This window comes from Agrobacterium bohemicum (genome assembly GCF_001562555.1).
Classification (GTDB): Bacteria; Pseudomonadota; Alphaproteobacteria; order Rhizobiales; family Rhizobiaceae; genus Agrobacterium; species Agrobacterium bohemicum.
In genome coordinates, this window is record NZ_KQ961024.1 from 225,716 (window position 1) to 252,093 (window position 26,378).

Sequence of the window (26,378 nt, forward strand, 5' to 3'; positions counted from 1 at the left end):
AAAACAAAACCGGGCGCGAAGGTCGCGCCCGGTCGTATGGTTTCAACTCCGTAGTGATTATTCGGCAGAGACGATCTTGCCGCCTTCCCACTTGTAAAGTGAGAAAGCCTGTGAGGTCAGATCGCCGGTTTCGCCGTAGGTCAGCTTGCCGATGGCCGTTGCCACGGGCTCGCCTGCCTTGAGGACCTTGGCTACGGCTTCTGCGTCTTCGGCGCTGCCTGCCTTTTCGATCCCGGCTTTCAGCACTTCAACGGCTGCATAGGCGTTCAGCGTGAAGGCTTCCGCTGGAATATTGGCGGCGGTCAGTGCATCTGCTGCGGCCTTGGAGTCTGCGCTCTTGGTGGCGTCGGCAGCGTTGGTGAAGATGGTACCGGCAGCAGCGTTGCCGCCGATGCTCCAGAACTCGGAGTTGGACAGGCCATCGCCGCCGATGACGGTTGCCTTAGTACCGGCATCATTCAACTGGCGCACCAGAAGGCCTGCTTCCGGGTGGTAACCGCCGAAATAGATGACATCGACATTTTCTGACTTCAGGCGGGTGGTCAGCGCGCTGAGATCCTTGTCGCCTGCCGTCAGTGCGTCATAGAACACTTCGGTTACGCCACCGTCGTTCAGCGTCTTCTTGAACGAGTCAGCCAGACCTTTGCCGTAAGCCCCCTTGTCGTGAATGATGGCGATGCGGCGATCCTTCAGCTGTGCGAGCACCAGCTTGCCTGCTACTTCCGCCTGCTGGTCATCACGACCGCAGGTGCGCAGCACGTTCCACAATTCGCGGTTCGTAAGGTCAGGTGCTGTTGCGGTTGGCGTTACCATCAGCACGCCGTTTTCGGCAAACACGTCGGACGCGGGAATGGCTACGCCTGACGTGACAGGGCCAACGACGAAACGAATGCCTTCGGCAACCAGTTGGTTGGCAGCTGAAACGCCCTGCTTGGGCTCGCCACCATCATCAGCCAGTTTCAAAACGACCTGCTCGCCCATAATGCCGCCATTCTTGTTGATAACGTCTACCGCCGTCTGCGCGCCGTTCTTCACCTGTGCGCCATAGGCCGCGACCGGGCCGGTCAGCGGCGCGATAAGGCCGATGACGATCTCGGCGTGGGCCAGCGGTGCGAAAGCGACCGATGCGGCCAGCGTGAGGCCGGATAAAATCTTGAGTTTCATTTCAGTTTCTCCTTGGGTTGGGTCTTATCCCGAATCTACCGTCGCTAACCGGGCGCGCTTGAGACAGCGCAAATCAGCCGGTCCGCCCGACGACAAGGTGTCGTTCCATGTTTGATTTCCGACGTCCTGTCCCGGTTCATACCCACCAGAGCCGATTGCGCAAGCCATGTTTGATCCAAAGCCGGCTCAGCAACGTAAATCATCTGTGAAGGCAAGGCAGACCCACTCTCACACCGACTGAATTCCTTGCCCGCATCTGGCTTTTCATCTCGCGCAGGAGGATAGTGCCGTCATGACATCGCCAGACGAAGAGTTCCTGAGCAATCTTCCGGTCTTCCTGCATTTCGAGGATGTAGCAGACCCGATGCTCTACCGTGCACTGCCTGAGGGCTGGGCGCTGGCGCTTGCCGATATTATCGACTCCACCGGTGCAATCGATAAAGGGCGGTACAAGGCTGTCAACATGGCAGGTGCTGGCGTCATTTCCGGTATTCTCAATGCTCTCGATCGGCACGATTTGCCCTTTGTCTTTGGCGGCGATGGTGCAGCCGTTGCGGTCCCTCCAAATCAGGTCGAGGCAGCCCGGCAGGCTTTGTCAAAGGTGCAGAGCTGGGTGGCTGACGATATCGGCCTGACGCTTAGAGCGGCCATCGTTCCGCTCTCCGTCATTCGCGAACATGGTTTCGATGTGCGCGTTGCCCGGTTTCAGGCGAGCGAGGATGTGTCCTATGCCATGTTTTCCGGTGGGGGCAATCATTGGGCCGACGAGCAGATGAAGCAGGGCCACTATCTGGTTGATGCTGCCGGTCGCGGCGAACGTCCTGACCTGACAGGCCTTTCCTGCCGCTGGAACCCTATCAAGACGACCCATGGGAAGGTGGTGTCGATTATAGCCATTCCTGGTCCGACGGGCGATTCCGCCGCTTTTCGGGACATTGTCTCCGAAATCGTAGCACTTGCCAACGAAGACGGGCGTGGCGGGCATCCTGTTCCAGTCGACGGGCCACCGCTGGGTTTCATTCGGGAAGGAATGGTTCTGGAAGCCCGTGCCCTTTCCGCTTACCGTGACAGGATATCGCAGATCCGTAAAGGCGCATGGGTGCTGTTGCAGACGGCGATCATCACGGTGCTTTACGTGCTTCGCAAGCCTGCCGGGCGTTTCGACCCTGTTCAATACAAGCGTTCTGTCGCCAGCAACACCGATTTCCGCAAGTTCGACGATGGGCTGAAGATGACGGTGGATGTTGATCCGGAGCGTATGAAGACAATCAAGGCCAGACTGGAAGGCGCTGCGCGTGAAGGTGTGTGCTGGTATGGTCTGCACGAGCAGGATACGGCTCTTATGACCTGTATCGTGCCGTCACCACTGTCGAAAGACCACATGCATTTTGTCGATGGCGGGGAGGGTGGCTATGCCAAGGCGGCGGCCAGTCTCAAAATGCAGATGCAGCCTGCTACCTGACATTATTGAAAACGCCACGTGTCGAGAGGAAACGTGGCGTTTTACGTTGCTTCATCAGGGCGCGTACAGCTCTCGTGAGGCTGAGCAAAACCCGATGTTCGCGCTATCATTTAGGCAGCTGTTTTCTCGGTGCTTGCAGGTGCGCAGTAAATGCCTTCGAGCGTCGCCAGAATTTTTTTCACCGATTCAGACGTGCTGGAATAGTAGATCGTCTGTGCGTCGCGACGTGTCTTGACGAGGCGTTGGGCGCGCAGTTTGGAGAGATGCTGGGAGAGAGCAGACTGGCTGAGGCCAACCTGTGTTGCGAGTACGCCGACCGGTACTTCACCTTCGACCAAGCTGCACAGGATCATCAGGCGTTTTGGATTTGCCATTGCGGAGAGAAGACCAGCTGCCGCATTGGACTGTTCTGATAGCGATTCTGTATTCATATTCTTACTTCTCCTGAGTTAAGTCCTGCTCGGACCATCTCAATGGCAAATCGAAATTTTATATGAGCTAAGTGTATCGATTCGGTATTATCGTTGTATATACCTAAATCTAAGGTACAGCCTACTCTTTATTAGAGATATATAAAATTCTAATGTTTTCGTCACCTCTTCACTAAAATAGTAAAAAATTCTATTTTAGTGAATCTTAAAATCCTTTGTTGTTATTTTTTTTGTATAATTAACGAAAATAGGAATTTCGTACCAAAAAAATTAGACGCAACGTATGAGCGAGCATTTTTGAGTTTTCGTGTCTTTCCCCTAAATTTCGCACTTGGTAAAAAAAGTGGAAAGCAGTCTGACAGATTCGGCGGGGGCGAACGGTCTCAAGGGACTCCATCTCATCACGGTTCAATTTGAAAAATTGCCGTGTTTTGGGATTTGCGGCAACGGGGCAGTATCCCACCCCGCAGCCATCTGTGTTATTTTCGTCTATGAAGTGTCAATCCACGAACCACGTCATCTGCTGAAACAGTCCCCACGACCGAACCGTTGTCGACAATCCCGATCGCGCCTGGTTGTTTTACCAGTGCGTCCAGAATATCGACCAATGGTGAGTTTGGGCGTGCGGTGCCGGAAACAGACAGTCCGGCGTTTTCAGCCGTCACGCCCGGGCGCATCACATCTGCTGCCGTCAGCATGGTGATCGGGTTCATGTTCTGCACGAAATCGGCCACGTATTGATTGGACGGGTTTTTGACGATGTCCTGAGGCGTCCCACATTGGATGATATGTCCGCCATCCATCATCGCAATCCGGTTGCCGATCCGGAAAGCTTCATCCAGATCGTGACTGACGAATAGGATGGTCTTTTTCAGGCGGCTCTGGAATTCCAGAAGTTCATCCTGAAGACGGCTGCGGATCAGGGGATCGAGTGCCGAGAACGGCTCATCCATCAGCAGTATCGGTGCGCCGGTGGCAAAGGCTCTCGCCAGCCCCACACGCTGTTGCATGCCACCGGACAATTCGCCCACCTTGCGTGTTGCCCAATCCGAGAGATTGACGAGCTCCAGTTGTTCCGCCACGCGCTTTTTGCGCTCGGCATCGGGCATGCCTGAGAGTTCGAGACCGAACCCGACATTGTCGGCCACATTGCGCCATGGCAGCAGTCCAAACTGCTGGAACACCATGGAGACCGTGTGCATACGAAGATCACGCAGCGCCTTTGTCGATGTTTTGTAGGGATCGATATAGCCCGACGGCGTTTTTACGCTGACATTGCCGCGAACGACGGGTGCCAGCCGGTTGACGGCGCGCAGAAGCGTGGACTTTCCCGAGCCGGAAAGCCCCATCAAAACGAGAATTTCCCCTTCTTTCACCGTCAGCGAGGCATTTGCCACGCCCAGCACAAGGCCGGTTTCCGTGTTGATTTCTGCTCTGGTTCGGCCTGCATCTATCAGGGGCAGTGCCGGACCGGGGTTGCTGCCGAAAACGATGTCGACGTTTTCAAATATGATTGCATCACTCATCCCTCATCCTCCGAACCAGGTAAGCGGAAAAGACGGTCGAGAATGATCGCAACGATGACGATGCAAAGCCCGGCCTCGAAACCCATGGCGATATTGACGGTGTTCAAAGCCCGTACCACTGGCACGCCGAGGCCGTTTGCGCCGACAAGTGCGGAAATGACCACCATGGACAGAGACAGCATGATGGTTTGCGTCAGCCCTGCCATGATCTGCGGCGTGGCGAAAGGCAATTCCACTTTTCGCAGCACCTGTGATGGTGTCGCGCCAAAGGCGACGGCAGCTTCCACAAGGGCGGGCGGGGTGGAAATGATGCCAAGCCGAGTGAGGCGGATCGGTGCAGGCAGGGCGAAGATGACCGTTGCAATCAGCCCTGGAACCATTCCCAAGCCGAACAGCACGAGTGCTGGAATGAGATAGACGAATGTCGGGATTGTCTGCATCAGATCAAGGGCCGGCCGCATGAAGGCGTAGACCCATTTGCGTCGTGCAGCGAGAATGCCAAGCGGAACGCCGACGACCATGCAGACAGCACTGGCCGCCAGAACCAGAGCTAGGGTTTCCGTCGTCGCCTTCCAATATCCAAGGTTGATGATGAGCAGCAACCCGAGTGCGGTAAACAACGGCATGCCGATGGATCGGCGCAGCCACGCCGAAAGTGCCGTTAAAATGGCAACGATGATAAGCGGATGCGGTGCCTGTAAGACATAGAGGACAGCGTTGATCACGCTTTCGAAAATGAAAGATAGCCAATCAAAGAAAAAAGAAAGATTTCCGGTCAACCAGTCGACAGCCTCCTTGGCATATCGACCGATCGGTAAACGATTTTGAGAAGCGCTGAGCCATTCCACGGTAAGAACAAACCTTTCGTGAACGGAGTCGTGATCGTCTTCCGACCCTTTATGAGATCGGAAGACGGGTTCAATGCAGAGTCTTCAAAGGCTAGAGGCCGATATTCTTCTTTGCAGCGGCCAGCGCATCTTCGCTGCCATCCTTGGTCTTTACGCCTGCAAGCCATGGCTCGATGGTTTTGGGATTGGCCTTCAACCACTCGGTGGCTGCAGCTTCAGCTTCAGTGCCGTCATTGAGAATCTTGCCCATGATCTCATTTTCCATGGGCAGTGTGAATTGCAGATTTTTCAGGAACGTTCCAACATTCGGGCATTCCTGCACATAGCCTGCACGGGCGTTGGTGTAGATCGTCGCACCGCCAAGGTTGGGGCCGAACACGTCATCACCGCCGGTGAGGTAGGTCAGTTTGAAGTTGGAGTTCATCGGGTGGGGTTCCCAGCCGAGGAACACGATTGGGTCGCCGGATTTTTCAGCGCGGGCAACCTGTGCCAGCATGCCCTGTTCGGAAGATTCCACGACCTGGAAGTCTTTCAGGCCGAATGTACCCTTTTCAACCATGCCCAAAATCAGGCGGTTTCCATCATTGCCCGGCTCGATGCCATATATCTTGCCGCTCAGTTCATCGCTGTGGGCTGCGATATCCTTGAAGTCCTTGATGCCCAGTTCGGCACCCTTCGTATTGGTCGCCAATGTGTATTTCGCGCCAGTCAGGTTTTCGCGCACCGTTTCCACAGATTTATCATCGCGGTAGGCTTTGATATCGCCTTCCATTGTAGGCATCCAGTTGCCGAGGAAAACGTCGATATCCTTATTTTTCAGGGAGGTGTAGGTGACGGGAACCGAAAGAATCTTCACATCAGTTTCGTAGCCCAGGCTCTTCAGAATGACGGAGGCGGTGGCCGTGGTGGCTGTGATATCGGTCCAGCCGACATCAGAGAAGCGGACCGTCCCGCAACTTGCCGGTTCTGCGGCAGAGGCAGTGTTGGTGAAGAGGGCCATTGCAGAAACTGCTGCGGCAAGGGCCAGACAGCGGTGATTTTTTGCAAGCATTGCTTACTCCCTGTTTTTTAAGTTCCCTAACCATTATCAATATCTTCGACGCGTAATCAACTAGTGCTTGTTTGCGTGCCTTGCGGTGCCGTTTGCGACGCGCGCAGAAAATTGTGCAATGCAACATGGCGGATCGGATTGCGAAAACTGTGTTTTTCGTCATTCCACTCTTGCCCTTTGCATCGCCCAACCTGCACAAGACCCTCAATAAGCGACGCGGAGGGCATGATGGCCAAGCTCTACTTCAACTATGCGGCAATGAATGCTGGCAAATCCACCATGCTGTTGCAGGCATCCTATAACTACCACGAGCGCGGCATGCGCACGGTCATCTTCACGGCAGCCTTCGATAGTCGCGCAGGGATCGGCAAGGTGGCGTCACGCATAGGGCTTTCGTCCGACGCGCTGGTCTTCGATGACAGCACGGATATTTTCGCCGAAGTGCAGCGCCTGTCCGCTGAAGAGAGTGTTGCATGCGTTTTCATCGATGAGGCCAATTTTCTGTCGGAGCATCACGTTTGGCAATTGGCCGACATTGCCGACAAGCTGGGCATTCCCGTCATGGCCTATGGTTTGCGCACTGATTTTCAGGGCAAGCTTTTCCCCGCGTCCAGAGAGCTTTTGGCCATTGCCGACGAACTGCGGGAAATCCGCACGATTTGCCATTGTGGCCGCAAGGCTTCGATGGTCGCACGTTTTGATTCAGAGGGTAAAGTCGTCAAGGAAGGCGCGCAGATCGATGTCGGGGGCAATGAAAAATACGTATCCTTCTGCCGCCGTCATTGGGTCGAGGCCGTGAAGGGCTGAGGCAAATTGGCCGTTTGATTTTGGTCAAGGAATGTCCGCGCTCCGACGCGTAAAACCAGATGCGAAAGATCGCATCATCGCGGTTTCGCTCAGGAGTTAGGTTCATGCAGAATAATATTCTTCGTCTTTTGACCATGGCCGCCGTTGCCGGCTTTTTCACATTTCCCGCGTCTAGCGCCGATATTGAAATCAAAATGCTCAACAAGGGCTCAGATGGTCAGGCTATGGTGTTCGAACCGGCTGCGATCAAAGCCAATGTGGGTGACGTCATCACCTTCGTGCCGACGGACAAGGGTCATGATGCCTCAGTGGTGAAAGGCCTCATTCCCGATGGTTCTGAAGAATTCAAAGGCAAGATGAACGAGGCTTTGAAGATCACCGTTGAAAAAGAAGGTGCGTATGTTTTCAAATGCGCGCCGCATTTGGGTATGGGAATGGTGGCACTGGTTGTCGTGGGAACTACACCCGCCAATCTCGATGCGGTGAAGGCTGGCAAACTGCCGAAAAAGGCGCGTGAGAGACTGGACGCAGAGATCAGCAAACTCGAACTTTGAGTGCTGCTACTTTCCATCTCCCGCATTGAGAAAAGGTCGCGCATATTTATATGGGTGGCCTTTTACCACAAATCCGATTCGGGGGATGATGTTTCATGGCGAGATCGACGTCTTTCGACAGCGACATCGAGCAGGCAAGAGCCGATGCGGCGGCTGTCCAAGAACAGTCCTCCCGCCTGGCGCAATCCTTTGCAGCGCTTCCAGACGATGTTTCGGAGTCGGCTTTTGCCCTGGAAACTGCTCAGTTCACCGAATTGCAGGCGTTGGAAACGGCGTTTCAGGATCGTATCCTAACGCTGATCAATGGTTTTGGCACGCGGACAGACGCCGCCTATGCTGCCTTCGACAGGGTCGAGGACGTGACGAGGGCCCAGATACTTATCGCCTTTTTCAAGCGACGGAGGGCTGGTTCTTTCAAGGTCGTGCGCTCGCGAAAACTTGTTATCGCCGAAACGTTGAAAGCCATTCTTCTGGAGGCCGCAATCGTCCACAGCCTGCTTCAGGACCGGAAAGAACAGGCGACGGCGTTGCGCTCTGCCATTGAGCCTAACCTTGTCGCCAGCATGGAGACGCGTGGTGGCATTGTCTCTGCCATGGACAATGCCCGGCAAAGGGACAAAGTTTTGGCCGCTTCGCTCGCCACCTTGCAACGCAAGATCGCCGACCCGTATGACGAGACCCGCCTGGACCAGTGGAAGGCCGAGGAAGCCGAGGCGACATCGCAGCGCGCGACCGTGTTGTCGGAGCGCAAGAGATTGAGCTCCAGGCACCAGGCACTCGACCATCAGGCAATTTTGCTTGGAAATATCATCGATTTGCTGAACGAAGAAATTTCCATGCACGCGCTTTTTCTCAATAAACTCAACATCGAAGCGGAACGGTGCATCCACCTCTATGACGCTGCGTTCGGTTCACTGGAGCCGCTTTTGGCAGATGCACAGTCCCATCTTCCCCACGCAGACGGAGAAGAAGAAGCGCCCATGCCCCTTGGCATTTTCAGCGAGCTTCTGACCCTGCATGGACAAGGGATCGTGACCTTGCAGGATATTCAGACGCGAAAACACCGGGCAGACGAGACGCTTCTTCGTCGCCGTGCGGGCGGCTTGGATACGACCGGCTGAGCAAACATCGCGGGAAATCTTGCGCCCATCCGTTGTATCGGACACGGTGGCACCATATGTGAGTGACAGCCGGTCTGCAGCGCTGACCGAGCGGTTGTGTCGCGCTGGAGTGTCATACGCTGGTTACGAGCGTGAAAGACGCTTCCGCCAGTGAAACCAAGGTATTTGCCCTGTTACAATCGAACGAGATTGGAACGGTCTATGCACTCAGGAGAGTTGAACGATGGTCGATCAGGTTATCGCGTTTTTCAAGCGCATTTTCGCAGCGCTTGGAAGAGGTGCGTCTGTCGTGATCGCATGGCTGTTCTGGCCTTTCCGGGCTGCTCATGGCTGGTATGGAAATCGAAATGGCGTGATCAAAATCCCCATTGCCATAGCGCTGGTATTTTTCATCGGACTTTATGGCTACTTCATCTGGCAGACACAGGTCTGGACGAATTTTAATCCAGACTATGTCAAGGATTACAAATTCGCCGAACGGACGTTAGCTGCAGGTCAGGAGTTGCCAGTTCCTGCTCCAATTACCACGGCCGCACCTGCTCCATCGACGACAGAACCGGCAGTTGCCGCCGCCAGGAGCTGCCAGAGCTCTGCCATCGTTGATGTGTCCGCTGGCCTGATCGACTATAACGTCGACCAGAATGCGTGGATTTCTTCGATGCTGCTGTACCGGCTGGGGCTATTCGGCATGGATTGGGACAGCACGCCGTTTCTGGATAACAAGGCGTCGTTCCAGCGTGGTGTCAATCAGGCAGTACGCCGTACATCAGTCGAACTGGTGGATTCGCTCGGTCGCGTTCGCGGCACCTCGGGTATCGATGCCAATCTGCAAAGCGCGCGCGGCAATCTTCAGTTCGATGAGTATTCCTGGTATTTCGGCCTGAACCCGTTCGGCCCAAAGACGCCGAGCCCGAGCTACTACCGTTCTGCAGCTGAAAGCCTTCGCAAATTCAATGCCAGTCTTGCGCTGTGCAATTCTGTTTTCGACGGCCGCGCCGATAACCTTATCCAGTTTGTGGACCGTATCGCCAACGACATCGGTGGCACCTCCGCCATTCTTCGCGAGCGTTCCGAAAACTACAATGGCGGCTGGTTCGATACGCGTGCAGATGATCGTTTCTGGTTCGCCTATGGTCAGCTTTATGGTTATTACGGCATTCTATCTGCTGCGGGTGCCGACTTCTCTCAGGTCATCCGCGAGCGTAACCTCACCAGCTTGTGGAACGACACGCTTCTTCAGACCCGCGCCGCATTGCGCATTCAGCCGATGATTATTTCCAACGGGGATGAAAGCGGCTGGGTCATGCCTTCGCATCTTGCAACGATGGGTTTTTACGTGCTTCGAGTGCGTTCGAACCTTGTCGAACTCCGGTCCGTTCTGGACCGTTGATAAAGCGGGCTGACACTTCGTTGGTCGAAGTGTCAGTTGATCAGCTTCAGCCGGATCGATTTTGCAACGAGTTGCGTGCGGTTGACGCAATCGAGCTTGCGGATCGCATTGTTCAGGTAGGCGTTGATCGTGTGGTCGGAAAGCGACAGGATCTGGCCGATCTCTGCGGACGTCTTGCCCTGTGAGGTCCAGTGGATGACCTCCAGCTCGCGCTTCGTCAAGGCGCGTGGCGCAACCATCTCCGTTCTGCGCATTCTCTCGTAAGCGTCAAATGCGTGAAGCGCGATCATACCGATTTCGTTGAGGGCAACTTGAGAAGGCTGGTCGCATTGACCATCGAACCGCATCAGGTGCCGGTCTCCGTTCAAGGCATTCGTTGGAATGATGAGGCCGTTGGAAATGCCATATTGGGTCAGGAGATCAACGATCGGGGCGGCGTCCGGCTGATCGGTGCCAAGGTCGGCCAGTGACCATGACTGCGGCATTATGGAATGTTTGACCTTTGGCAGGATAGGGCAAAAACGCAACAAGCGCATTTCATCGAATTCGCGAACAAAACGGATCGGTAGAGTCGTTTCCACAAGGTTCGGGGCGAGCAGATCGTCCTCCGGCCTCGGTACGCACATCAGGCTCACATAGGAATAGCCGAACTCTTTCGCCACGCCTTGGACAACCTGCAGCCAGCGAGGACGGCTTTCAGCTGCCGATATCTCCTTACCCAGTAGCGATTGCCGTTCAAGCGTAATCATCAGTGATTTCGATCGTGATAAATTTAATATGTTAACGGTGAGAAATATACCAATTGCCCGGAAATTCCACCCCTTAATTCCGATGTGGTTCCTGTTAACGGCTTAAAACCGTTGCGTTTTGATTCAAATTGAGGTGGCAAAAACGCCGGTTTTGCCTGTTTGACGTTTTTGATATGTGGAATCATCAGTTTTTCTAAAATAATCGCTCAAAGTTCCCGTCAATACGATCTCGGCGGGCCTTTTTCTCTGAAATTCACTATTATTCAAAGATCGTCAAATTCTCCGTTTTTAATCGTAGCCCGTAATCCGTTTCATCCGACATCGCGGCCGTTGAGACGGCGGTTGTCACATTTCTGCAACGCAGCATAATCGCTCTAAAGATGATATAAAAAATCATGTTTTATTAATTGACTCCAATACTCATGTTTTATAGTTCTCTGCCGACGGCGGGGCCGTAGAAATCAAGGGTATTTATCAAGCCACACTGCGACGGCGCTTCGTGTTGCCGCGCGCTTTCGTGTGCTTGCATCAGGGGGTAATCATGACGATCCGGGCTTCTCAATCCGCGTTGCTGCTCTGCACAAGCATGGCGCTTGTTTCCAGCTATTCCATCGGCCACGCGCAGGACGCTAACGTCCAGAACGGCCCGACGGTTCTTGAGCATATTACCATCAAGGGTAAACGCGTTAAGGCGGGAGACGCCGCTTCTGACACGCCTTTGGCCAGTACGATGGACGCCGAGGTCATTCGCAAGAAGGAAATCAGCAACGCACGCGACCTCGGCAACACCACAGAACCTGGCGTCGAATTGATTGAATCCAAGCCAGGTAAACCAGGTGGTTTGTTTATCAGAGGTCTTGGTGGAGCGCGCGTTACGACGCTGATCGATGATATCCCTGTTCCTTATTTCGAAAACTACCCGCGCGCTGGCGTTGCGACCACTTCCATGAGTGACACCAACAACAGTTACGATTTCTCTTCGCTTTCCCGAGTTGATGTTGTGCGCGGAGCAGATTCAAGCCGCATCGGGCCGGGTGCACTGGGTGGAGCACTTGTGTTGCGCACGCTTGAGCCCGAGGATCTAATAACGGAAGGACGCGATTGGGGCGGTGTGGCGAAGCTGACGTATGACAGCGAAGACAGAAGTTTCGGCGGCTCTGTCGCTGTTGCGAAGAAGATACAAAACACATCGGTTATGTTTCAGGGTGGTTACAAAAAGGGCGACGAGCGTAAAAGCCAAGGTACGGACGATATCATTGGCGTTAATCGCACCAAAGCCAACCCTTCTGATTACGATCAGTACAATCTGCTTTTCAAAATCCGTCAGGATCTCGAAGGCGGACACCGCATTGGTATGACGGCCGAACGCTTTAATCTCGACAGCACATCCGACTTGAAAACACTTCAGTCCGCCACCGGCCCAACGAGCAACCGAGTTGGCGACTATTGGGGGTATGACGATACTCGCCGCGAACGCGTATCGCTGGACTATGAATATGAGGCCCCGTCTACCGATGCGCAGGTCGACAGCGCGAGAATGTCGCTGTACTGGCAACGACTAGTCAAGGATGCCGGGTCTTACGGTACGCGTAACAACGGCAGCGATTATGGTCGCTACAATGAAATGGAAGAAAGCTCTGTCGGTTTGACGGGAAGCGCTGTTTCCGAGTTCACCACCGGCAATCTGAACCACGAAGTCCGTTTCGGCGGTAACCTCCAGTTTTCTCAAACCGAGCAATTCCTGACGGTCGTACCCTTTACGACAGTCGTTTCGCAGTCTGATATGCCAGATGTCGATGGAAAACGGCTCGGACTGTATTTGGATGACCGTATAGGTTTCGGCGATAGTGGTTTTGCGCTGACACCCGGCGTGCGGTTCGACTGGTATGATTACGAACCAAAGCCATCGTCAGGGTTCAGTAGCAACACCGGTTCGGGCGTTTTTGGACTACCGGAAGGGCAAGATGGTGTTCGCCTCTCGCCTAAGCTCTTGGCCACATATGATCTGACACCCGAAGTACAACTGTTCGGCCAATGGTCGATGGCTTACCGTCCGCCGACGGTCAACGAACTTTATGTCAACTTCACAAATGGAACGTTCTACGCCAATATCGGCAATCCCGATCTGAAGCCTGAAACCTCCCAGGGCTTTGAACTGGGCGCCAGCTATCAGGGCAATGATCTGACCGGAAAGATTACCGCGTTTCACAATATCTATTCCAATTTCATCGACGCATTTGGAACACCCGGAAACACCGCCGCCGGAGAACCGGCGACATTGTATACGTGGAGAAACCGAGACAAGGTCGAGATTTCGGGCGTAGAAATCAGCGCGCGTAAGGATTTCGGAAACGGCATCTTTGTTCATGGCTCGCTCGCCTATGCCTATGGCAAGGACAGCGATACCGGCGAGTTCATCCGCACAGTGGCGCCGTTCAAGTCTATTCTGGGTGTGGGCTACGAGCAGGAGCAATGGGGTCTCGACCTCTCCACCATTCTGTCGGCCGGTATGAGAGAAGACGGGCTCGCCACGACAATTACCGGGGCGACCTATCAGACATTCGACGCACCTGGTTATGGTATCACCAACCTGACGGCCTGGTGGGAGCCGGAGCAGACCAAGGGGCTCCGGATTCAGGCAGGGGTCTATAATATTTTCGACAAGACCTACTGGAATGCCGTCGGAACACGCGATGTAAGTACAAGTGGAGTAACGACTGCCAACCAACCGGTTGCGTTTTACAGCGAACCCGGTCGTTCATTCAAAATTTCTCTCACGCAGAAATTCTGATCGCAATCCCCTGACGTCAACAAAAGGCGGGGCTCATGCTCCGCCATTTCGCGTTCTTAACGGCAATACAAATATCCGCCCTTACGCTCAAGCACATCCATATGGAGGTGGTCTTGATGCGTCGCGTCGCTGCCGGGGGAGAGGACGGTGCGGAAGAACAGGCAGGCGGCGGTGGTGACTGTGCGTTGGAAAGCGCCTTCCATGGTACCGTCTTCGCCGCGAGACTTCATGACCAGCGGTTCGCCCTTGTCAAAGGTGAGTGTGGCGATATCGACTGCGTTGCCCTTGGCGTGTTCCGACATCTTGCCGGTTTCTGCGCTGTTGCGGTTGCGGCAGATATAGGTCGATGCGTTGCCGAAAGCGGTGACGTTTTTGCCCGGAAGCGCGATTTTCGCCGTTGGCACCACCACATTTTTTGCCCAGCGTGAAAGCGCAAGTGCGGCTTCACACCGCATGGTGCCTTCAGGCTCCAGTGTTATGCCTGGAATGACTGTCGATAGCTCCAGAGGCGAAGCGATGCCGCAGCCATCCTCTTCGCCTTTGATCGGCGGAAGTTCCTTGAACTCTGCGCCCAGCTCTTTCAGTTCCGTAAGGCAGGCTTTGAGCTCTTCCGGATTTTCTGCTTTCACCGGATCGCGCGGGGGCTCCTCCGACTTTTTTTCTTCTTCTTTTTTAGTTTCTTCCGGCTTCGGCACGGCGCTCTCTGCGGGCGGTTGAGCAGGCTGCTGCTCGTCCTTTTTCGTTTCTGCAGGTGCGGGTGTCACGTCCTCCTGCTCCGGTTTGGGCTGAGGAACCGGCACATCCTGTGGCGGTTGCGAGGCTGCAATCAGCAGCGCACTGGCTGCGACTATCATGAGACGATGAAGCATGTGACCGTTCGTTCCCCCGTTGCGGCAGACCCACAACGTTTCAACAGTCTTTCGGTTCAAATCCGCTTGCCATCGCCTGCGCTTGCGGCTAACAATTTGCGCCATGAACACACAGTCGAAGAACCTTGCAATCTGGTGGTGGGGCAGCTTTACGCGGCCTTGAGCACCCATGTCCTTTGACTAAGTCCAAGCCGCCCGAATTTTCAGGCGGCTTTTTTGTTATTATGCCGCCTGTCATCGGGCTTTAGAAACGGGAAGCGGAATAAATGGTAACGATTATTCAGGATGACGGGTCGGAAACTTACGAGACCAGAGGCGGCGTCAAAGTCACGCGCCAGCGCCGTGCTGCCGACTATGCAACGGCTATCGACAGCTACGTAACCGGCCTTGATGAACGTCGTGGCGCAGTGTTTTCCTCGAATTATGAATATCCCGGTCGCTACACCCGTTGGGACACCGCCATCATCGATCCGCCACTCGGCATTTCCTGTTTCGGCCGTACCATGTGGATCGAAGCCTATAATGGTCGCGGCGAGGCACTGCTGACGTTCATCACGGAAAAGTTGAAAACGACGCCGGATCTGAAGCTTGGCACCTCAACCGCCCGCCGTCTGGACCTGATCGTCAACGAGCCGGACCGTGTCTTCACCGAAGAAGAACGCTCGAAGATACCAACTGTCTTCACGGCGCTGCGCGCTATTGTCGATCTATTCTATTCCAGCGCAGATGCGGCCATCGGTCTGTTCGGCGCTTTCGGCTACGACTTGGCCTTCCAGTTCGATGCCATCAAGCTTTCACTGGAACGACCGGAGGACCAGCGCGATATGGTGCTGTTTTTGCCGGATGAAATTCTCGTTGTCGATCACCACTCCGCAAAGGCCTGGATCGACCGTTACGACTTCGAAAAGGACGGCGTAACGACGCATGGCAAGGCGCAGGACATCGTGCCAGAGCCGTTCGTCAAGACGGACACCATTCCGCCGCGCGGCGATCATCACCCGGGCGAATACTCGGAACTGGTGACGAAAGCCAAGGAAAGCTTCCGCCGTGGCGACCTGTTCGAGGTCGTGCCAGGACAGAAGTTCATGGAACGTTGCGACAGCAATCCCTCGGCTATTTCGCGCCGCTTGAAAGCCATCAATCCGTCTCCCTATTCCTTCTTTATAAATCTGGGCCATCAGGAATATCTGGTGGGCGCGTCGCCGGAAATGTTCGTGCGTGTGTCCGGTCGCCGCATCGAGACATGCCCGATTTCCGGCACCATCAAGCGTGGCGAGGACCCGATTGCCGATAGCGAGCAGATCCTCAAGCTCTTGAATTCCAAGAAGGACGAATCCGAACTGACCATGTGTTCGGATGTGGACCGCAACGACAAGAGCCGCGTGTGCGAGCCGGGTTCCGTCAAGGTCATCGGCCGCCGCCAGATCGAGATGTATTCCCGCCTCATCCACACCGTGGACCACATAGAAGGCCGCTTGCGGGATGATATGGATGCATTCGACGGCTTCCTGTCGCACGCATGGGCCGTTACCGTTACCGGTGCGCCGAAGCTGTGGGCCATGCGCTTTATCGAAGCTCATGAAAAGAGCTCGCGCGTCTGGTATGGCGGCGCCATCGGCATGGTTGGTTTCAACGGCGATATGAACACGGGCATGACGCTGCGCACCATCCGCATCAAGGATGGTATTGCCGAAGTGCGGGCAGGGGCAACCTTGCTCAACGATTCCAATCCGCAGGAAGAAGAGGCCGAAACCGAACTAAAGGCATCTGCCATGATTTCAGCTATCCGAGACGCGAAGGGCCAGAACTCCGCGGTAATGCAGCGGGACTTGGCCAAGGTGGGAACTGGCGTTAAAATTCTGCTGGTGGACCACGAAGACAGCTTCGTGCACACGCTCGCCAATTATTTCCGCCAGACGGGCGCGACCGTTTCCACCGTACGTTCGCCGGTGGCGGCAGAGGTGTTTGATCGCTTCCAGCCGGACCTTGTCGTTCTCTCTCCCGGACCCGGCAACCCCAGCGATTTCGATTGCAAGGCGACGATCAAGGCGGCTCGTTCCCGCGATTTGCCAATCTTCGGTGTCTGCCTCGGGCTGCAAGCGCTTGCGGAAGCCTATGGCGGTGAGCTTCGCCATCTGGCAGTTCCCATGCATGGCAAGCCGTCGCGTATCCGCGTGCTGGAACCCGGTCTGGTTTTCTCCGGTCTCGGTAAAGAGGTGACGGTCGGTCGTTATCACTCGATCTTCGCCGACCCTGCTACACTCCACCGGGATTTCATCATCACGGCGGAAAGCGAAGATGGCACGATCATGGGCATCGAACATTCCAAAGAGCCGGTTGCGGCAGTTCAGTTCCACCCGGAATCGATCATGACGCTGGGTGGCGATGCCGGCATGCGGATGATCGAAAACGTGGTCACGCATCTGGTGCGCAAGGCAAAGACCAAGGCCGCCTGACCTGGCCCACGAACAACGGCGGCGTTATGAAACGCCGCCGTCTCCTATGATCCGCGCAGGTGATGCACAGTGAAGATTTTCAAATATCTATGCATCGCCGTGGCCTTGATTGTCGCAAGCCTTGGCGCTGGAACCTTGCTGCCAAAGCCGCTCACCCACAATCAATCGACGGTCGTGGACGCCACGTCCCGCCGCGTTTTGGTTCTCAGCAATCCCATCCACACTGACATAGCCCTTCCTGTTGATGCAGAGCTGCTGGCGCAATTTGCGTTTCTGCGCGATGGAAATCTCGACATCGATTTCCCCGGTGTTCGGTATCTCGTTTTCGGCTGGGGAGGGCGGGCTTTCTACACACAGACGCCAACATGGGCCGATCTGAAGCCGTTCCCCCTGCTCAAGGGCCTAACGCTCGACCATTCGGTCATGCATATCGCTCTTGCAGGAGATATCCCTCTCACGGACGCGAGTGTCACGTTGCTTGATCTTTCGGGGGAGGAGCATCGAAAACTCGTCGATTTCATCGTTGGCAGCTTTGCCTACTCTCAGGAAAAGCCGATCCCGCTATTGGGGCAATCATACGGCCGCAATGATGCTTTTTTCGAGGCTGTAGGGTATTTCAATGCAGTGGTGGGCTGTAACACATGGACTGCGGCGGCCCTGCGGTATGCCGGTTTGCAAACCGGATGGTGGACGCCTTTGCCGCCGCTTCTCACGGCCTCGCTACGGATGCATAATGATGCCAGCATATTTTCCGTTGCCGTTCCGGCGCGTTGAGATGTGGGAATTGACAAAATCAATCCAACTGCCTTAATCGTTTGATTGTTTTGGCTTTTCTGTTTGCAGGGCGGTAATGATCGATTTCCATCAGCTTTTACTGGTTTACATCGCTTATATTATCGCCGTGGCTAGCCCCGGCCCCAGCAACATGACCATCATGGGCGTAGCCATGAGCCGAGGACGCGCACCGGCCATCGTTCTGGCAATCGGCGTCATCACCGGCTCACTGTTCTGGGCGACACTGACGGCCACCGGCCTGTCCGCAGTTTTGGCGACCTACGCCAATGCGCTGTTCTTCATCAAGATCGCCGGTGGCTTTTATCTGCTATACCTGGCCTATAAATCCGCTCGCTCGGCCTTTTCACCTGTCACGCCTCAAACCGTCGTGCAGGAAGCTCCTGTTGACCGCGCGGAATATCTGCAACTCTACCGTCGCGGATTGCTGCTTCATTTGACCAACCCCAAGGCCATTCTCGGCTGGATAGCCATCATGTCCCTCGGCCTGAAGCCCGGCGCGGGAGCATCGACCCTCGCGGCCATCATCGGCGGCTGCGGACTGTTGGGGATTACCATTTTCTGTGGCTACGCCCTCCTGTTTTCAACAGCACCGGCAATCCGCGTCTATCAGCGCGCCAAGCGATATATCGAAACCGTGCTGGCCCTGTTTTTCGGTTTTGCGGGTATCAAGTTGCTGCTGAGCAGAGTGTAGGGACTTGACCTTGCCCTCGCTTTAAATCATAGAAGCCGCAAATATGAACCGCCTGCTTGGAACCTCCGAGCGGGCGGTTCATGCGTTTTGGTGTCCATTTCTGCAATTCATTCGCATCCGCACGGGGTCAGTCATGAACGAACAGGGCAACACGCTCGTCAGGAAACTTGCTTTCTGGGGCATCCCGTTTTCCATTACGGTTTTGTGCCTGAAGCTTTCGGCATGGTGGGTTACCGGCTCTGTGGCGCTGCTGTCGGATGGTCTGGAATCCACCGTCAACGTTGTCGCAGCCTTCATCGCCTATTTCGTCATTCGTTACGCGCAAAAACCTGCCGATGACGATCATCAGTTCGGGCATCACAAGGCGGAATATCTGTCCGCCGTGGTCGAGGGCGTTTTGATCGTTCTTGCTGCACTTCTGATCGTCAAGGAAGCGTGGAGCGGCTTGATGGCTCCGCGCTTGCCGGATGCACCGGCGATCGGTCTCGCCATCAACGCCTTTGCAGCCATTCTCAATGGCATATGGGCAAGGGTCCTCATTCGTGTCGGCAGACAGCATTCATCGCCTGCACTTCTGGCAGATGGCCAGCACATCATGTCGGATGTCGTGACCTCCGGCGGAGTTCTGATCGGCCTCGTTCTGGCGATTTTGACCGGCTATGCCATTCTCGATCCGGTGCTGGCCATCGTCGTCGCCATCAATATCCTATTCCAGGGTTCGAAGGTCATCATGCACTCACTCGGTGGTCTGATGGACCGTGCGGTGGAACCGGAGGAAGACGAAGCGATCAAGAAGGCGATTGCCGAAAATTCCACTGGTGTCCTGGGGGTGCATGATCTGAAGACCAGAAGGGCAGGGGCGGTCGCCTTTATCGATTTCCATGTGGTCGTTCCCTCTGCCCTGTCTGTGGGAGCGGCACATGAGATTTGCGACCGGCTCGAAGATGCCATAAGGGAAGCCATACCCGGTGCCGTGCTGGCCATTCATGTGGAGCCTGAGAGCGAACAGGCACATGGCGTTCGGGTTGAGTTTCAAGAAACAGGAGTTTGAACCATGTCAGTCACGGATGTTTCCGGCCTGTCACAACTGGGCGCACAAGTCGCTTCCCCTGAAAGCCCGGAAAAGGCCGTTCTGGAAAAAGTACCGAACGGCAATGCTGGCACTGATTATGTCGTGCGCTTTACCGCGCCGGAATTTACGTCACTGTGCCCCATGACCGGTCAGCCGGATTTTGCCCATATCGTCATCGATTATATTCCGGGTGATTTTCTGGTGGAGTCAAAGTCACTGAAGCTGTTCCTGCATGCCTTCCGAAATCACGGCGCATTCCACGAAGATTGCTCAATCTATATTGCCAAGCGGTTGGTGGATCTGCTTCAGCCGAAGTGGTTGCGCATCGGCGCTTACTGGTATCCGCGCGGCGGCATTCCCATCGATGTCTTCTGGCAGACGGGTGCGCCACTGCAAGGTGTCTGGCTGCCTGAACAGGGCGTCGCGACCTATCGTGGCCGCGGCTGACCCTTCGGTTTCTTCAACTCAGACGAAGGAATCTCCGTCGCCTGAATCGAAATCCGTATCATCGTTGCTATCGTCGTAATCCGCTTGTTGCAGATTATCGTTGTTGCCAGCATCCTGCTGCGGCTTGTCGTCATCACCGTAATAGTTATTGATGACGGTTTCTTCCACCGGTGCGGCGCCATTTCCAGCGCCGCCCAAGGCGGAACCCCAGCCCGACGATGCAACGTGGTTCGAGAAGATGCCGCTCAGCGAATTGGCAAGCAACATGCCGCCCGCTACGCCTGCCGCAGCTCCCAGCGCACCTTGCAGAAATCCGCCGCCGCTGCTTGGGCGCGCAAAGGCAGATGGCTGCTGGTTGGTCCATGGGCCACTGGGTTGCTGCGAAGTATCGTTTGAGCGGCCCCACGGCCCCGGTGCCTGACCGGATGTATCATTTCGGTAAGTCTGCGCGGGGGCAGGCGTCGATGCTGGCGCTTGCTGCTGACTACCGCCAAAAATCGAGCTGAGGAACCCACCCTGTTGGGCCTGTTGTGGCGCGCCGTTGCCACTTTCAAGCTGGTGAATACGCTCTTCAAGCTGGGTGATATGCGCCGCTGCGGCTTCAAGCCCCTTTTCCTGCACGATCACGGCTTGTGCCAGATAATAGGGAGAGGCGGGTTGGTCTCGCACCGCCTGATTGATCAACGTTTCCGCTTCCGCATCACGCGGGGTGGAGGATGCGGATTTGACCCTGTCGAACAGGGATTTCAGCAGTTGGGTTTCTTCGGGTGACATCGGTAGCCTCCTTGGCGTGTCGAGAAACACACACCAAGGAAGTAGGGTTCAATTTTGGCTTTTGAAAGCCGAAATTTTCTTACATTTCTGTAAGGTTAGAAACCCTTGATTTACCCGCCAAACACCAGAGAAAGCCCGGCCAGTGCGGTGATGCCGCCGACGATGCGCGCCGCAACCGTGCCAAGCCTGGCAATGCCCATTCCAAGAGCGATGCCGGCAACATGGAGAAGTGCGGTTGCGATGATGAAGCCAGCGCCGAACTGAAGGGCGCCTGCGCTTCCGAGTTCACCGCCGTGGGCATGGCCGTGGAAAAGGGCAAATATGCCGACGATGGCTGCAGCAGCGCCGACCGGGACACGCGTGGCCATGGCAACGAGCAGACCCAAAGCAACGACCGAGGCTAGTATGGCCGGTTCGACGAATGGCAAATCAATACTGCCAAGAGCCAAGGCAAAGCCGATTGCCATGGTGCAAACGAACGCGGCTGGAACGATGAGAAGTGCGCTTCTTTTATGGGTAGAGGCGGCGATCTGCGCAGCCCATATGCCGACTGCAATCATTACCAGAATATGGTCGGCACCAAACAGCGGGTGCGAAAATCCTGCCATGAAGGAGCCGTGCTCTTCAGGGTTGAGGTGAGCAAATGCGGGCAGGGTGGTTGCGCCGAGTGTGACAGCGGCAAGTAAAAGTTTTTTGAACATCGGTCCCTCTTGTTTTTTTGTAGGCAGGGCAAGAAGCTCTTGGGGTGCCGCTCCAACCCTGCGTCATTAACGATATCGCAAGCGCAAACACGCTGTCCATGCGTCATTTGTCGGTGGTCTGTTTATTAAGCAGTTCCGCGCCTTGCCTTTTTCACTCATTGTTTTACGAAACAAATCACACTATGTCCGGTAGGTAATGAAATACGTTGGAGACCGTCACATGAACGAAGAAGAAGACGACAAGAGCAAGGAACTGCCGATCGGCAAAGAAACGGAAGCGAATCTTTTCAAGTCGCGTTCGATCTTCATTTATGGCGGAATCACGCAGGAACTGGCACAGAAGGTTTGCACGCAGCTTGTTGCGCTGTCGGCTGCCAGCGATGAAGACATCCGCGTCTATGTTAACTCGCCCGGCGGCCACGTCGAATCCGGCGATAGCATTCACGACATGATCAAGTTCATCAAGCCGAAGGTGTGGATCATCGGCACCGGCTGGGTCGCATCTGCCGGCGCACTGATCTACGTATCGGTGCCGAAGGAACGTCGTATCTGCTTGCCGAATACTCGCTTCCTGCTTCACCAACCATCCGGCGGCACACGCGGCATGGCATCGGATATCGAAATCCAGGCACGCGAAATTATCAAGATGAACAAGCGTCTGATCAAGATTTTCTCTGTGGCCACCGGCCAGACGGAAGAAAAGATCGCCAAGGACATCGACCGCGATTACTGGTTGGGTGCCGAAGAAGCCGTGGCCTATGGCCTTGCTTCGCGCGTCGTGACCTCGCAGGGCGAGATCTAACCTGAAACTGTCCGTCAAAAAACCGCGCTGGCGAAGGTCAGCGCGGTTTTTTGTTGTTAAGCGATTATGCCGGATCAGGGGATAAGGCGGCTTTCGCGGAGCGCCGTGAACAAAGCAAAAAAGGCGTCATCCGTCGGCTGATATTCCTTGAATCCGAGGCGGCGGCTTTTGGCCATGTCGGTCACGACTTCGATGGGGCGACCGAGATCCGCATCGGTATGCCAGGGTGATGCCAGACGGGTCAGATCGGGCTCAGCCAGGTTTTCCCGAATAGCAATCGTGCTCCAAATCTCGGAATCGTGCTCCATCTGCTGTTCGAGCGGGCTGACTGTGCCATCGAATGGCGCTGGCTCGATGCCGAACCAATCTGCGATACGACCCCACATCCAGCTCCAGCGGAACACGTCACCATTCACCACATTGAACGCTTCGTTTGCTGCCTCGGGTGTTTCTGCGGCCCATAGCAACTGCTTGGCAAGAAGGTTGGCGTCCGTCATGTCGGTCAGGCCGTTCCATTGTGCAGCGGAACCGGGGAAGCGGAAGGGGCGCTCGGTTTCGCGGCAGATGGTGGCGTAGACCGCAAGTGTCGTTCCCATGTTCATGGCATTGCCGACAGCCTGGCCGATGACGGTGTGCGGGCGATGCACGCTCCATGAAAAGCCATCACGTTTTGCAGCGGCGAAAACTTCGTCTTCCTGCGCATAATAGAAGTTTTCGACATCGAGACGGCCCTGTTCCTCGCGGAAAGGTGTCTGCGGCAGTATGCCTTTGCCATAGGCCTCGAAGGGTCCAAGGTAGTGCTTCAAACCGGTGACCAGTGCCACATGGCGAGTGGATTTGCCGAGTTTCAGGCCATCCAGGAGATTGCGGACCATGGCGGAATTGACGCGGATATTTTCCGCTTCGCTGTCCTGACGAGCCCATGTAGTGATGAACACGGCGTCTGGCCGGACATCCGTCAGTGCCTTTGCCGTTTCAACCGGATTTTGTAAATCGGCGGCAACAGGAATGATGCTCTTCTGCTGCGCCGGTTTGCGCGAAAGGCCGTAAACGCGCCAACCCTGTTCGAACAGAAGATTTGCCGTGGCGCTGCCGACGATCCCGCTTGCGCCCACCACCAATGCCGTTTTAACCATGCTCGAACTCCATTTTGTAAAAGCTATAATTAGGCATCCCGCCCGCCATCGTGTAGACGGCACGGATTGGGGACATGGATACCAAAAGGTGACCACGATGAAACCGGGAAGCCATGAAGCGGAATGGCGCGAGGATTGTGCGCCCAGACGTGTGTTGGAACTGTTCTCGACCAAATGGACGAGCATGATCTTGCACACGCTGCATACCCTGCATCAGGGCACCGCCCGCACAGGTGTGTTGGAACGCAGCCTGCCGGGGATTTCCAAGAAGATGCTGACGCAGACGTTGAAGGAAATGGAGCGCACCGGACTGGTGACACGCCACGTCCATGCGACCAGACCGCCTTCCGTTGAATACTGCCTTACACCGCTCGGAAACCGGTTTATCGAGCCGGTGGAAATGCTCTATGCCTGGGGGCGGGATAATGCCGATGCGTTGGACGCGTTGGGAGAGCGGTCCACGTCAAGGCGTTAAGCCTTGGCCGCCAACCAGAGCGTATGCCGCGCACCGCCGCGCTTGCCATTGGCGCGAACGCTCACCTCATCTGTCGCAAAGCCCGCCTGTCGCAAGCGGCGAGTGAAGGCAGCATCCGGCCCGGATGACCACACGGCCAGTACGCCTTTCGGGCGCAAAGCTGTTCTGGCGGCTTCTAAACCATCGCGATCATAGAGGCTGTCATTGGACGGGCGCGAGAGGCCATCGGGGCCATTGTCGACATCCAGCAGAATGGCGTCATAGACGGCCTTTTTCGAGCGGATAAGCGCACCGACATCGCCGACATGAATGTCAACGCGGGCATCATCCAGCGTGCCCTTGTGCAGATCGGCCATAGGGCCGCGCGCCCATTCCACAACGGCTGGGACGAGTTCTGCGACGGTGACGTGGGCGTCGGAAGGCAAAACAGCAAGCGCGGCACGCAAGGTAAAACCCATGCCAAGCCCGCCGATCAGCATGGTCTGGTTCGCACGTCCGGCAATGCGTTCACAGGAGAGCGTCGCCAGGGCCTCTTCGGAACCGCTCAACCGGCTGTTCATCAGCTCATTTGCGCCCAGCATGATGGAGAATTCCTGGCCGCGCTGCTTCAGGCGCAGTTCGGTGCCATCGCCGGGTATGGCTGCTCGGTCCAGTTCTATCCAAGGAAGCATTTGATATCTCGCTGGTTGATGGCGAGGGTTTACACGGGCGTGCTGGTGAGAACAACAGGGCAGGGCATGAGAATGCTGCGCACAACTCAACGTGCGTACGTTAGCCGCTCAAAGCAACCTTGCCAGCGTGGGCGTTTTTTGATCTGGAATGATGATCGACTTTTCCCTCTGCCAGAGCCCAGCCATGTTAAAAGATTTTTCTCTCCAAAGCCTGTTCATGGGCTTGCTCACGGCTTTCGTCGGGTTCGCGAGCTCCTTCGCCGTGGTGCTGCAAGGTTTGAAGGGTGTCGGCGCAACGGATTTCGAGGCTGCATCCGGGCTGATGGCGCTGTCGGTTTCCGTCGGTATCTGCGCTATCGTTCTATCCGCCAAAACGCGGCTTCCCATCAGCATTGCGTGGTCTACACCGGGTGGCGCGCTTCTGGCGACGACGGGGGTGATCGAGGGCGGCTTTTCGGCAGCCGTGGGCGCCTTTATCATCTGTTCGGTGCTGATCATCATCGCCGGTCTGTTCAGGCCGCTCGGGCGGGCGGTTGCCTCCATTCCGACGCCGCTTGCCAACGCCATGCTGGCAGGTGTCATCATCGGTCTATGCTTTGCGCCCATCAAGGCCATCGGTTTCAACCCCGCGCTTGGCCTGCCGATCATTCTGGCATGGATCATCGTCGGTGCTTTCAAGCGTCTGTTTGCCGTGCCTGCAGCTCTTGCCGCTTTCGTTCTGGTGATGATTTTTGGCGTCGATATTCCAGCCGATGCTTTGGATAGCATCGCGCAATCACTGGCTCCGCCTATGGAATTCGTCATGCCGGTGTTCAACCTGCAAGCCCTGATATCGATTGCGCTGCCGCTGTTCATCGTGACCATGGCCTCGCAGAATATTCCCGGCATCGCCGTTCTGAAGGTCAACAATTACGATCCGCAGCCGGGGCAGCTGTTTGCCACAACCGGCCTTTTCTCGCTGCTCGCTGCGCCCTTTGGTGGTCATGCCGTCAACCTCGCCGCCATCACCGCCGCCATGTGCGCGGGCGAAGACGCCCACCCAGACCCCAAGCGTCGTTACTGGGCGGTTATCGTCAGCGGTGTCGGCTACGTGATTTTCGGGCTGCTAGCAGGTGTGGTCACCGCGTTTGTGGCACTCGCCCCGCCGATTCTCATTCAGGCGGTTGCGGGCCTGGCTTTGGTCGGTGCCTTCTCCGGCTCAGCTGTTGCTGCCTTCAAAGACCCCGAAACCCGCGAAGCCGCTGCCATCACCTTCCTCATCACGGCCTCCGGCCTGTCGTTCGGCGGCATATCAGGCGCCTTTTGGGGGCTGATCGGTGGTGGTTTGATGATGGCGCTGACGAGTTTTGTGAAACGAATGAAAAGTTGAAGATGGACTTGCAACCAAAAATTTCGCCGCTTATAAGCTTTTCTATGACCAATCGCACCGCAACCATTTTTGGCATGACCGCGCAGATTTCTGCGAAGGCTTGCCCATGCGGTGCACTCTCGCTTCTTAGCCTCGACCTTACACGCGGTTGCCGGGTCCAGTGAGGAGCGCCCGGCGGCCGAAAGCCCGCTGGTGCGAACGCTCCTCAACTCGAAATCTCACTTTA

At 55.7% G+C, this 26,378-nt stretch carries 26 protein-coding genes; 15 read left to right on the top strand and 11 right to left on the bottom strand.

Going from position 1 to position 26,378, the window contains the following annotated elements:
- Window positions 1–57 precede the first annotated feature (57 nt).
- Window positions 58–1,164, bottom strand: a complete 1,107-nt coding sequence (locus tag ATO67_RS04265; RefSeq protein ID WP_067644843.1) for an ABC transporter substrate-binding protein — start codon at window positions 1,162–1,164, stop codon at window positions 58–60.
- 292 nt (window positions 1,165–1,456) lie between these two features.
- Between ATO67_RS04265 and ATO67_RS04270 the strand changes: the two genes are divergently transcribed.
- Window positions 1,457–2,626, top strand: a complete 1,170-nt coding sequence (locus tag ATO67_RS04270; RefSeq protein WP_067644846.1) for a DUF3095 domain-containing protein — start codon at window positions 1,457–1,459, stop codon at window positions 2,624–2,626.
- 110 nt (window positions 2,627–2,736) lie between these two features.
- On the opposite strand, the gene ATO67_RS04275 is transcribed toward ATO67_RS04270, so the two are convergent.
- The 4 genes from ATO67_RS04275 to ATO67_RS04290 all read right to left on the bottom strand — a co-directional run bounded on the left by ATO67_RS04275 (window position 2,737) and on the right by ATO67_RS04290 (window position 6,482).
- Window positions 2,737–3,057 (bottom strand): ArsR/SmtB family transcription factor, encoded by a 321-nt coding sequence (locus ATO67_RS04275; protein WP_067644850.1) that lies wholly within the window; start codon window positions 3,055–3,057, stop codon window positions 2,737–2,739.
- Between the two features lie 479 nt (window positions 3,058–3,536).
- Window positions 3,537–4,583, bottom strand: a complete 1,047-nt coding sequence (choV, locus tag ATO67_RS04280; RefSeq protein WP_067644853.1) for a choline ABC transporter ATP-binding protein — start codon at window positions 4,581–4,583, stop codon at window positions 3,537–3,539.
- The gene (gene choW, locus ATO67_RS04285) at window positions 4,580–5,431 is read right to left on the bottom strand and encodes a choline ABC transporter permease subunit (protein ID WP_067644856.1); all 852 of its coding nucleotides are present in this window, start codon (window positions 5,429–5,431) and stop codon (window positions 4,580–4,582) included. The genes choV and choW overlap by 4 nt, the downstream gene beginning before the upstream one ends.
- 91 nt (window positions 5,432–5,522) lie before the next feature.
- Complete coding sequence (locus ATO67_RS04290; protein ID WP_067644858.1) at window positions 5,523–6,482, bottom strand: choline ABC transporter substrate-binding protein; 960 nt, start codon at window positions 6,480–6,482, stop codon at window positions 5,523–5,525.
- A 228-nt stretch (window positions 6,483–6,710) separates the two neighbouring features.
- Here ATO67_RS04290 and ATO67_RS04295 point away from each other — a divergent pair, with 228 nt between their 5' ends.
- The 4 genes from ATO67_RS04295 to ATO67_RS04310 all read left to right on the top strand — a co-directional run bounded on the left by ATO67_RS04295 (window position 6,711) and on the right by ATO67_RS04310 (window position 10,354).
- Complete coding sequence (locus ATO67_RS04295; protein WP_067644861.1) at window positions 6,711–7,289, top strand: thymidine kinase; 579 nt, start codon at window positions 6,711–6,713, stop codon at window positions 7,287–7,289.
- A 104-nt stretch (window positions 7,290–7,393) separates the two neighbouring features.
- Window positions 7,394–7,843: a pseudoazurin gene (locus ATO67_RS04300; RefSeq protein WP_067644865.1), complete on the top strand. Its 450-nt coding sequence runs from the start codon at window positions 7,394–7,396 to the stop codon at window positions 7,841–7,843.
- 95 nt (window positions 7,844–7,938) lie between these two features.
- A complete protein-coding gene (locus ATO67_RS04305; RefSeq protein WP_067644868.1) occupies window positions 7,939–8,964 on the top strand; it encodes a hypothetical protein in 1,026 nt (341 codons plus the stop codon).
- Between the two features lie 223 nt (window positions 8,965–9,187).
- A complete protein-coding gene (locus tag ATO67_RS04310; protein WP_067644872.1) occupies window positions 9,188–10,354 on the top strand; it encodes a DUF2333 family protein in 1,167 nt (388 codons plus the stop codon).
- A gap of 32 nt (window positions 10,355–10,386) precedes the next feature.
- Here ATO67_RS04310 and ATO67_RS04315 read toward each other — a convergent pair whose 3' ends face one another.
- Window positions 10,387–11,103 (bottom strand): helix-turn-helix transcriptional regulator, encoded by a 717-nt coding sequence (locus ATO67_RS04315; protein ID WP_067644875.1) that lies wholly within the window; start codon window positions 11,101–11,103, stop codon window positions 10,387–10,389.
- A gap of 541 nt (window positions 11,104–11,644) precedes the next feature.
- Between ATO67_RS04315 and ATO67_RS04320 the strand changes: the two genes are divergently transcribed.
- A complete protein-coding gene (locus ATO67_RS04320; RefSeq protein WP_067644878.1) occupies window positions 11,645–13,894 on the top strand; it encodes a TonB-dependent hemoglobin/transferrin/lactoferrin family receptor in 2,250 nt (749 codons plus the stop codon).
- A 56-nt stretch (window positions 13,895–13,950) separates the two neighbouring features.
- Here the strand turns inward: ATO67_RS04320 and ATO67_RS04325 are convergent, their stop codons facing one another.
- Entirely contained in the window at window positions 13,951–14,763 is an 813-nt protein-coding gene (locus ATO67_RS04325) for an extensin-like domain-containing protein (RefSeq protein WP_067645595.1), read from the bottom strand.
- Between ATO67_RS04325 and ATO67_RS23045 the strand changes: the two genes are divergently transcribed.
- The 6 genes from ATO67_RS23045 to queF all read left to right on the top strand — a co-directional run bounded on the left by ATO67_RS23045 (window position 14,764) and on the right by queF (window position 20,224).
- Complete coding sequence (locus ATO67_RS23045) at window positions 14,764–14,943, top strand: hypothetical protein (RefSeq protein ID WP_157940984.1); 180 nt, start codon at window positions 14,764–14,766, stop codon at window positions 14,941–14,943.
- Window positions 14,944–15,029: 86 nt separating this feature from the next.
- The gene (locus ATO67_RS04330; RefSeq protein WP_067644881.1) at window positions 15,030–17,219 is read left to right on the top strand and encodes an anthranilate synthase; all 2,190 of its coding nucleotides are present in this window, start codon (window positions 15,030–15,032) and stop codon (window positions 17,217–17,219) included.
- A gap of 69 nt (window positions 17,220–17,288) precedes the next feature.
- Window positions 17,289–17,993 (top strand): TIGR02117 family protein, encoded by a 705-nt coding sequence (locus ATO67_RS04335; RefSeq protein WP_245303831.1) that lies wholly within the window; start codon window positions 17,289–17,291, stop codon window positions 17,991–17,993.
- Window positions 17,994–18,069: 76 nt separating this feature from the next.
- Window positions 18,070–18,705, top strand: a complete 636-nt coding sequence (locus ATO67_RS04340; protein ID WP_067644884.1) for a LysE family translocator — start codon at window positions 18,070–18,072, stop codon at window positions 18,703–18,705.
- Window positions 18,706–18,838: 133 nt separating this feature from the next.
- Window positions 18,839–19,756, top strand: a complete 918-nt coding sequence (locus ATO67_RS04345; RefSeq protein ID WP_067645598.1) for a cation diffusion facilitator family transporter — start codon at window positions 18,839–18,841, stop codon at window positions 19,754–19,756.
- Between the two features lie 3 nt (window positions 19,757–19,759).
- Window positions 19,760–20,224 carry a preQ(1) synthase gene (gene queF, locus ATO67_RS04350; protein WP_067644887.1) on the top strand — a complete coding sequence of 155 codons (465 nt, stop codon included), beginning with the start codon at window positions 19,760–19,762 and terminating at the stop codon, window positions 20,222–20,224.
- An 18-nt stretch (window positions 20,225–20,242) separates the two neighbouring features.
- On the opposite strand, the gene ATO67_RS04355 is transcribed toward queF, so the two are convergent.
- Window positions 20,243–20,998, bottom strand: coding sequence for a DUF2076 domain-containing protein (locus ATO67_RS04355; protein WP_067644890.1), 756 nt, complete (start codon window positions 20,996–20,998; stop codon window positions 20,243–20,245).
- 110 nt (window positions 20,999–21,108) lie between these two features.
- Window positions 21,109–21,699, bottom strand: coding sequence for a HupE/UreJ family protein (locus tag ATO67_RS04360; protein ID WP_067644893.1), 591 nt, complete (start codon window positions 21,697–21,699; stop codon window positions 21,109–21,111).
- A gap of 220 nt (window positions 21,700–21,919) precedes the next feature.
- Between ATO67_RS04360 and ATO67_RS04365 the strand changes: the two genes are divergently transcribed.
- The gene (locus tag ATO67_RS04365) at window positions 21,920–22,501 is read left to right on the top strand and encodes an ATP-dependent Clp protease proteolytic subunit (RefSeq protein WP_067644896.1); all 582 of its coding nucleotides are present in this window, start codon (window positions 21,920–21,922) and stop codon (window positions 22,499–22,501) included.
- A 74-nt stretch (window positions 22,502–22,575) separates the two neighbouring features.
- On the opposite strand, the gene ATO67_RS04370 is transcribed toward ATO67_RS04365, so the two are convergent.
- Complete coding sequence (locus tag ATO67_RS04370; RefSeq protein ID WP_067644900.1) at window positions 22,576–23,637, bottom strand: SDR family oxidoreductase; 1,062 nt, start codon at window positions 23,635–23,637, stop codon at window positions 22,576–22,578.
- A gap of 97 nt (window positions 23,638–23,734) precedes the next feature.
- On the opposite strand from ATO67_RS04370, the gene ATO67_RS04375 reads away from it, so the two are divergent.
- Window positions 23,735–24,112: a winged helix-turn-helix transcriptional regulator gene (locus ATO67_RS04375; RefSeq protein ID WP_067644903.1), complete on the top strand. Its 378-nt coding sequence runs from the start codon at window positions 23,735–23,737 to the stop codon at window positions 24,110–24,112.
- Here ATO67_RS04375 and ATO67_RS04380 read toward each other — a convergent pair.
- Window positions 24,109–24,783 carry a spermidine synthase gene (locus tag ATO67_RS04380; protein WP_067644906.1) on the bottom strand — a complete coding sequence of 225 codons (675 nt, stop codon included), beginning with the start codon at window positions 24,781–24,783 and terminating at the stop codon, window positions 24,109–24,111. The genes ATO67_RS04375 and ATO67_RS04380 overlap by 4 nt on opposite strands.
- 184 nt (window positions 24,784–24,967) lie before the next feature.
- On the opposite strand from ATO67_RS04380, the gene ATO67_RS04385 reads away from it, so the two are divergent.
- Window positions 24,968–26,152 (top strand): benzoate/H(+) symporter BenE family transporter, encoded by a 1,185-nt coding sequence (locus tag ATO67_RS04385; protein WP_067645600.1) that lies wholly within the window; start codon window positions 24,968–24,970, stop codon window positions 26,150–26,152.
- The last annotated feature ends 226 nt before the right edge of the window (window positions 26,153–26,378 follow it).

Bases quoted from the DNA above. Each gene is read 5' to 3' on its own strand.
- ATO67_RS04265 (WP_067644843.1), bottom strand. From the start codon at position 1,164: ATGAAACTCAAGATTTTATCCGGCCTCACGCTGGCCGCATCGGTCGCT.
- ATO67_RS04270 (WP_067644846.1), top strand. From the start codon at position 1,457: ATGACATCGCCAGACGAAGAGTTCCTGAGCAATCTTCCGGTCTTCCTG.
- ATO67_RS04275 (WP_067644850.1), bottom strand. From the start codon at position 3,057: ATGAATACAGAATCGCTATCAGAACAGTCCAATGCGGCAGCTGGTCTT.
- choV (WP_067644853.1), bottom strand. From the start codon at position 4,583: ATGAGTGATGCAATCATATTTGAAAACGTCGACATCGTTTTCGGCAGC.
- ATO67_RS04290 (WP_067644858.1), bottom strand. From the start codon at position 6,482: ATGCTTGCAAAAAATCACCGCTGTCTGGCCCTTGCCGCAGCAGTTTCT.
- ATO67_RS04295 (WP_067644861.1), top strand. From the start codon at position 6,711: ATGGCCAAGCTCTACTTCAACTATGCGGCAATGAATGCTGGCAAATCC.
- ATO67_RS04300 (WP_067644865.1), top strand. From the start codon at position 7,394: ATGCAGAATAATATTCTTCGTCTTTTGACCATGGCCGCCGTTGCCGGC.
- ATO67_RS04305 (WP_067644868.1), top strand. From the start codon at position 7,939: ATGGCGAGATCGACGTCTTTCGACAGCGACATCGAGCAGGCAAGAGCC.
- ATO67_RS04310 (WP_067644872.1), top strand. From the start codon at position 9,188: ATGGTCGATCAGGTTATCGCGTTTTTCAAGCGCATTTTCGCAGCGCTT.
- ATO67_RS04315 (WP_067644875.1), bottom strand. From the start codon at position 11,103: ATGATTACGCTTGAACGGCAATCGCTACTGGGTAAGGAGATATCGGCA.
- ATO67_RS04320 (WP_067644878.1), top strand. From the start codon at position 11,645: ATGACGATCCGGGCTTCTCAATCCGCGTTGCTGCTCTGCACAAGCATG.
- ATO67_RS04325 (WP_067645595.1), bottom strand. From the start codon at position 14,763: ATGCTTCATCGTCTCATGATAGTCGCAGCCAGTGCGCTGCTGATTGCA.
- ATO67_RS04330 (WP_067644881.1), top strand. From the start codon at position 15,030: ATGGTAACGATTATTCAGGATGACGGGTCGGAAACTTACGAGACCAGA.
- ATO67_RS04340 (WP_067644884.1), top strand. From the start codon at position 18,070: ATGATCGATTTCCATCAGCTTTTACTGGTTTACATCGCTTATATTATC.
- ATO67_RS04345 (WP_067645598.1), top strand. From the start codon at position 18,839: ATGAACGAACAGGGCAACACGCTCGTCAGGAAACTTGCTTTCTGGGGC.
- queF (WP_067644887.1), top strand. From the start codon at position 19,760: ATGTCAGTCACGGATGTTTCCGGCCTGTCACAACTGGGCGCACAAGTC.
- ATO67_RS04355 (WP_067644890.1), bottom strand. From the start codon at position 20,998: ATGTCACCCGAAGAAACCCAACTGCTGAAATCCCTGTTCGACAGGGTC.
- ATO67_RS04360 (WP_067644893.1), bottom strand. From the start codon at position 21,699: ATGTTCAAAAAACTTTTACTTGCCGCTGTCACACTCGGCGCAACCACC.
- ATO67_RS04365 (WP_067644896.1), top strand. From the start codon at position 21,920: ATGAACGAAGAAGAAGACGACAAGAGCAAGGAACTGCCGATCGGCAAA.
- ATO67_RS04370 (WP_067644900.1), bottom strand. From the start codon at position 23,637: ATGGTTAAAACGGCATTGGTGGTGGGCGCAAGCGGGATCGTCGGCAGC.
- ATO67_RS04375 (WP_067644903.1), top strand. From the start codon at position 23,735: ATGAAACCGGGAAGCCATGAAGCGGAATGGCGCGAGGATTGTGCGCCC.
- ATO67_RS04380 (WP_067644906.1), bottom strand. From the start codon at position 24,783: ATGCTTCCTTGGATAGAACTGGACCGAGCAGCCATACCCGGCGATGGC.
- ATO67_RS04385 (WP_067645600.1), top strand. From the start codon at position 24,968: ATGTTAAAAGATTTTTCTCTCCAAAGCCTGTTCATGGGCTTGCTCACG.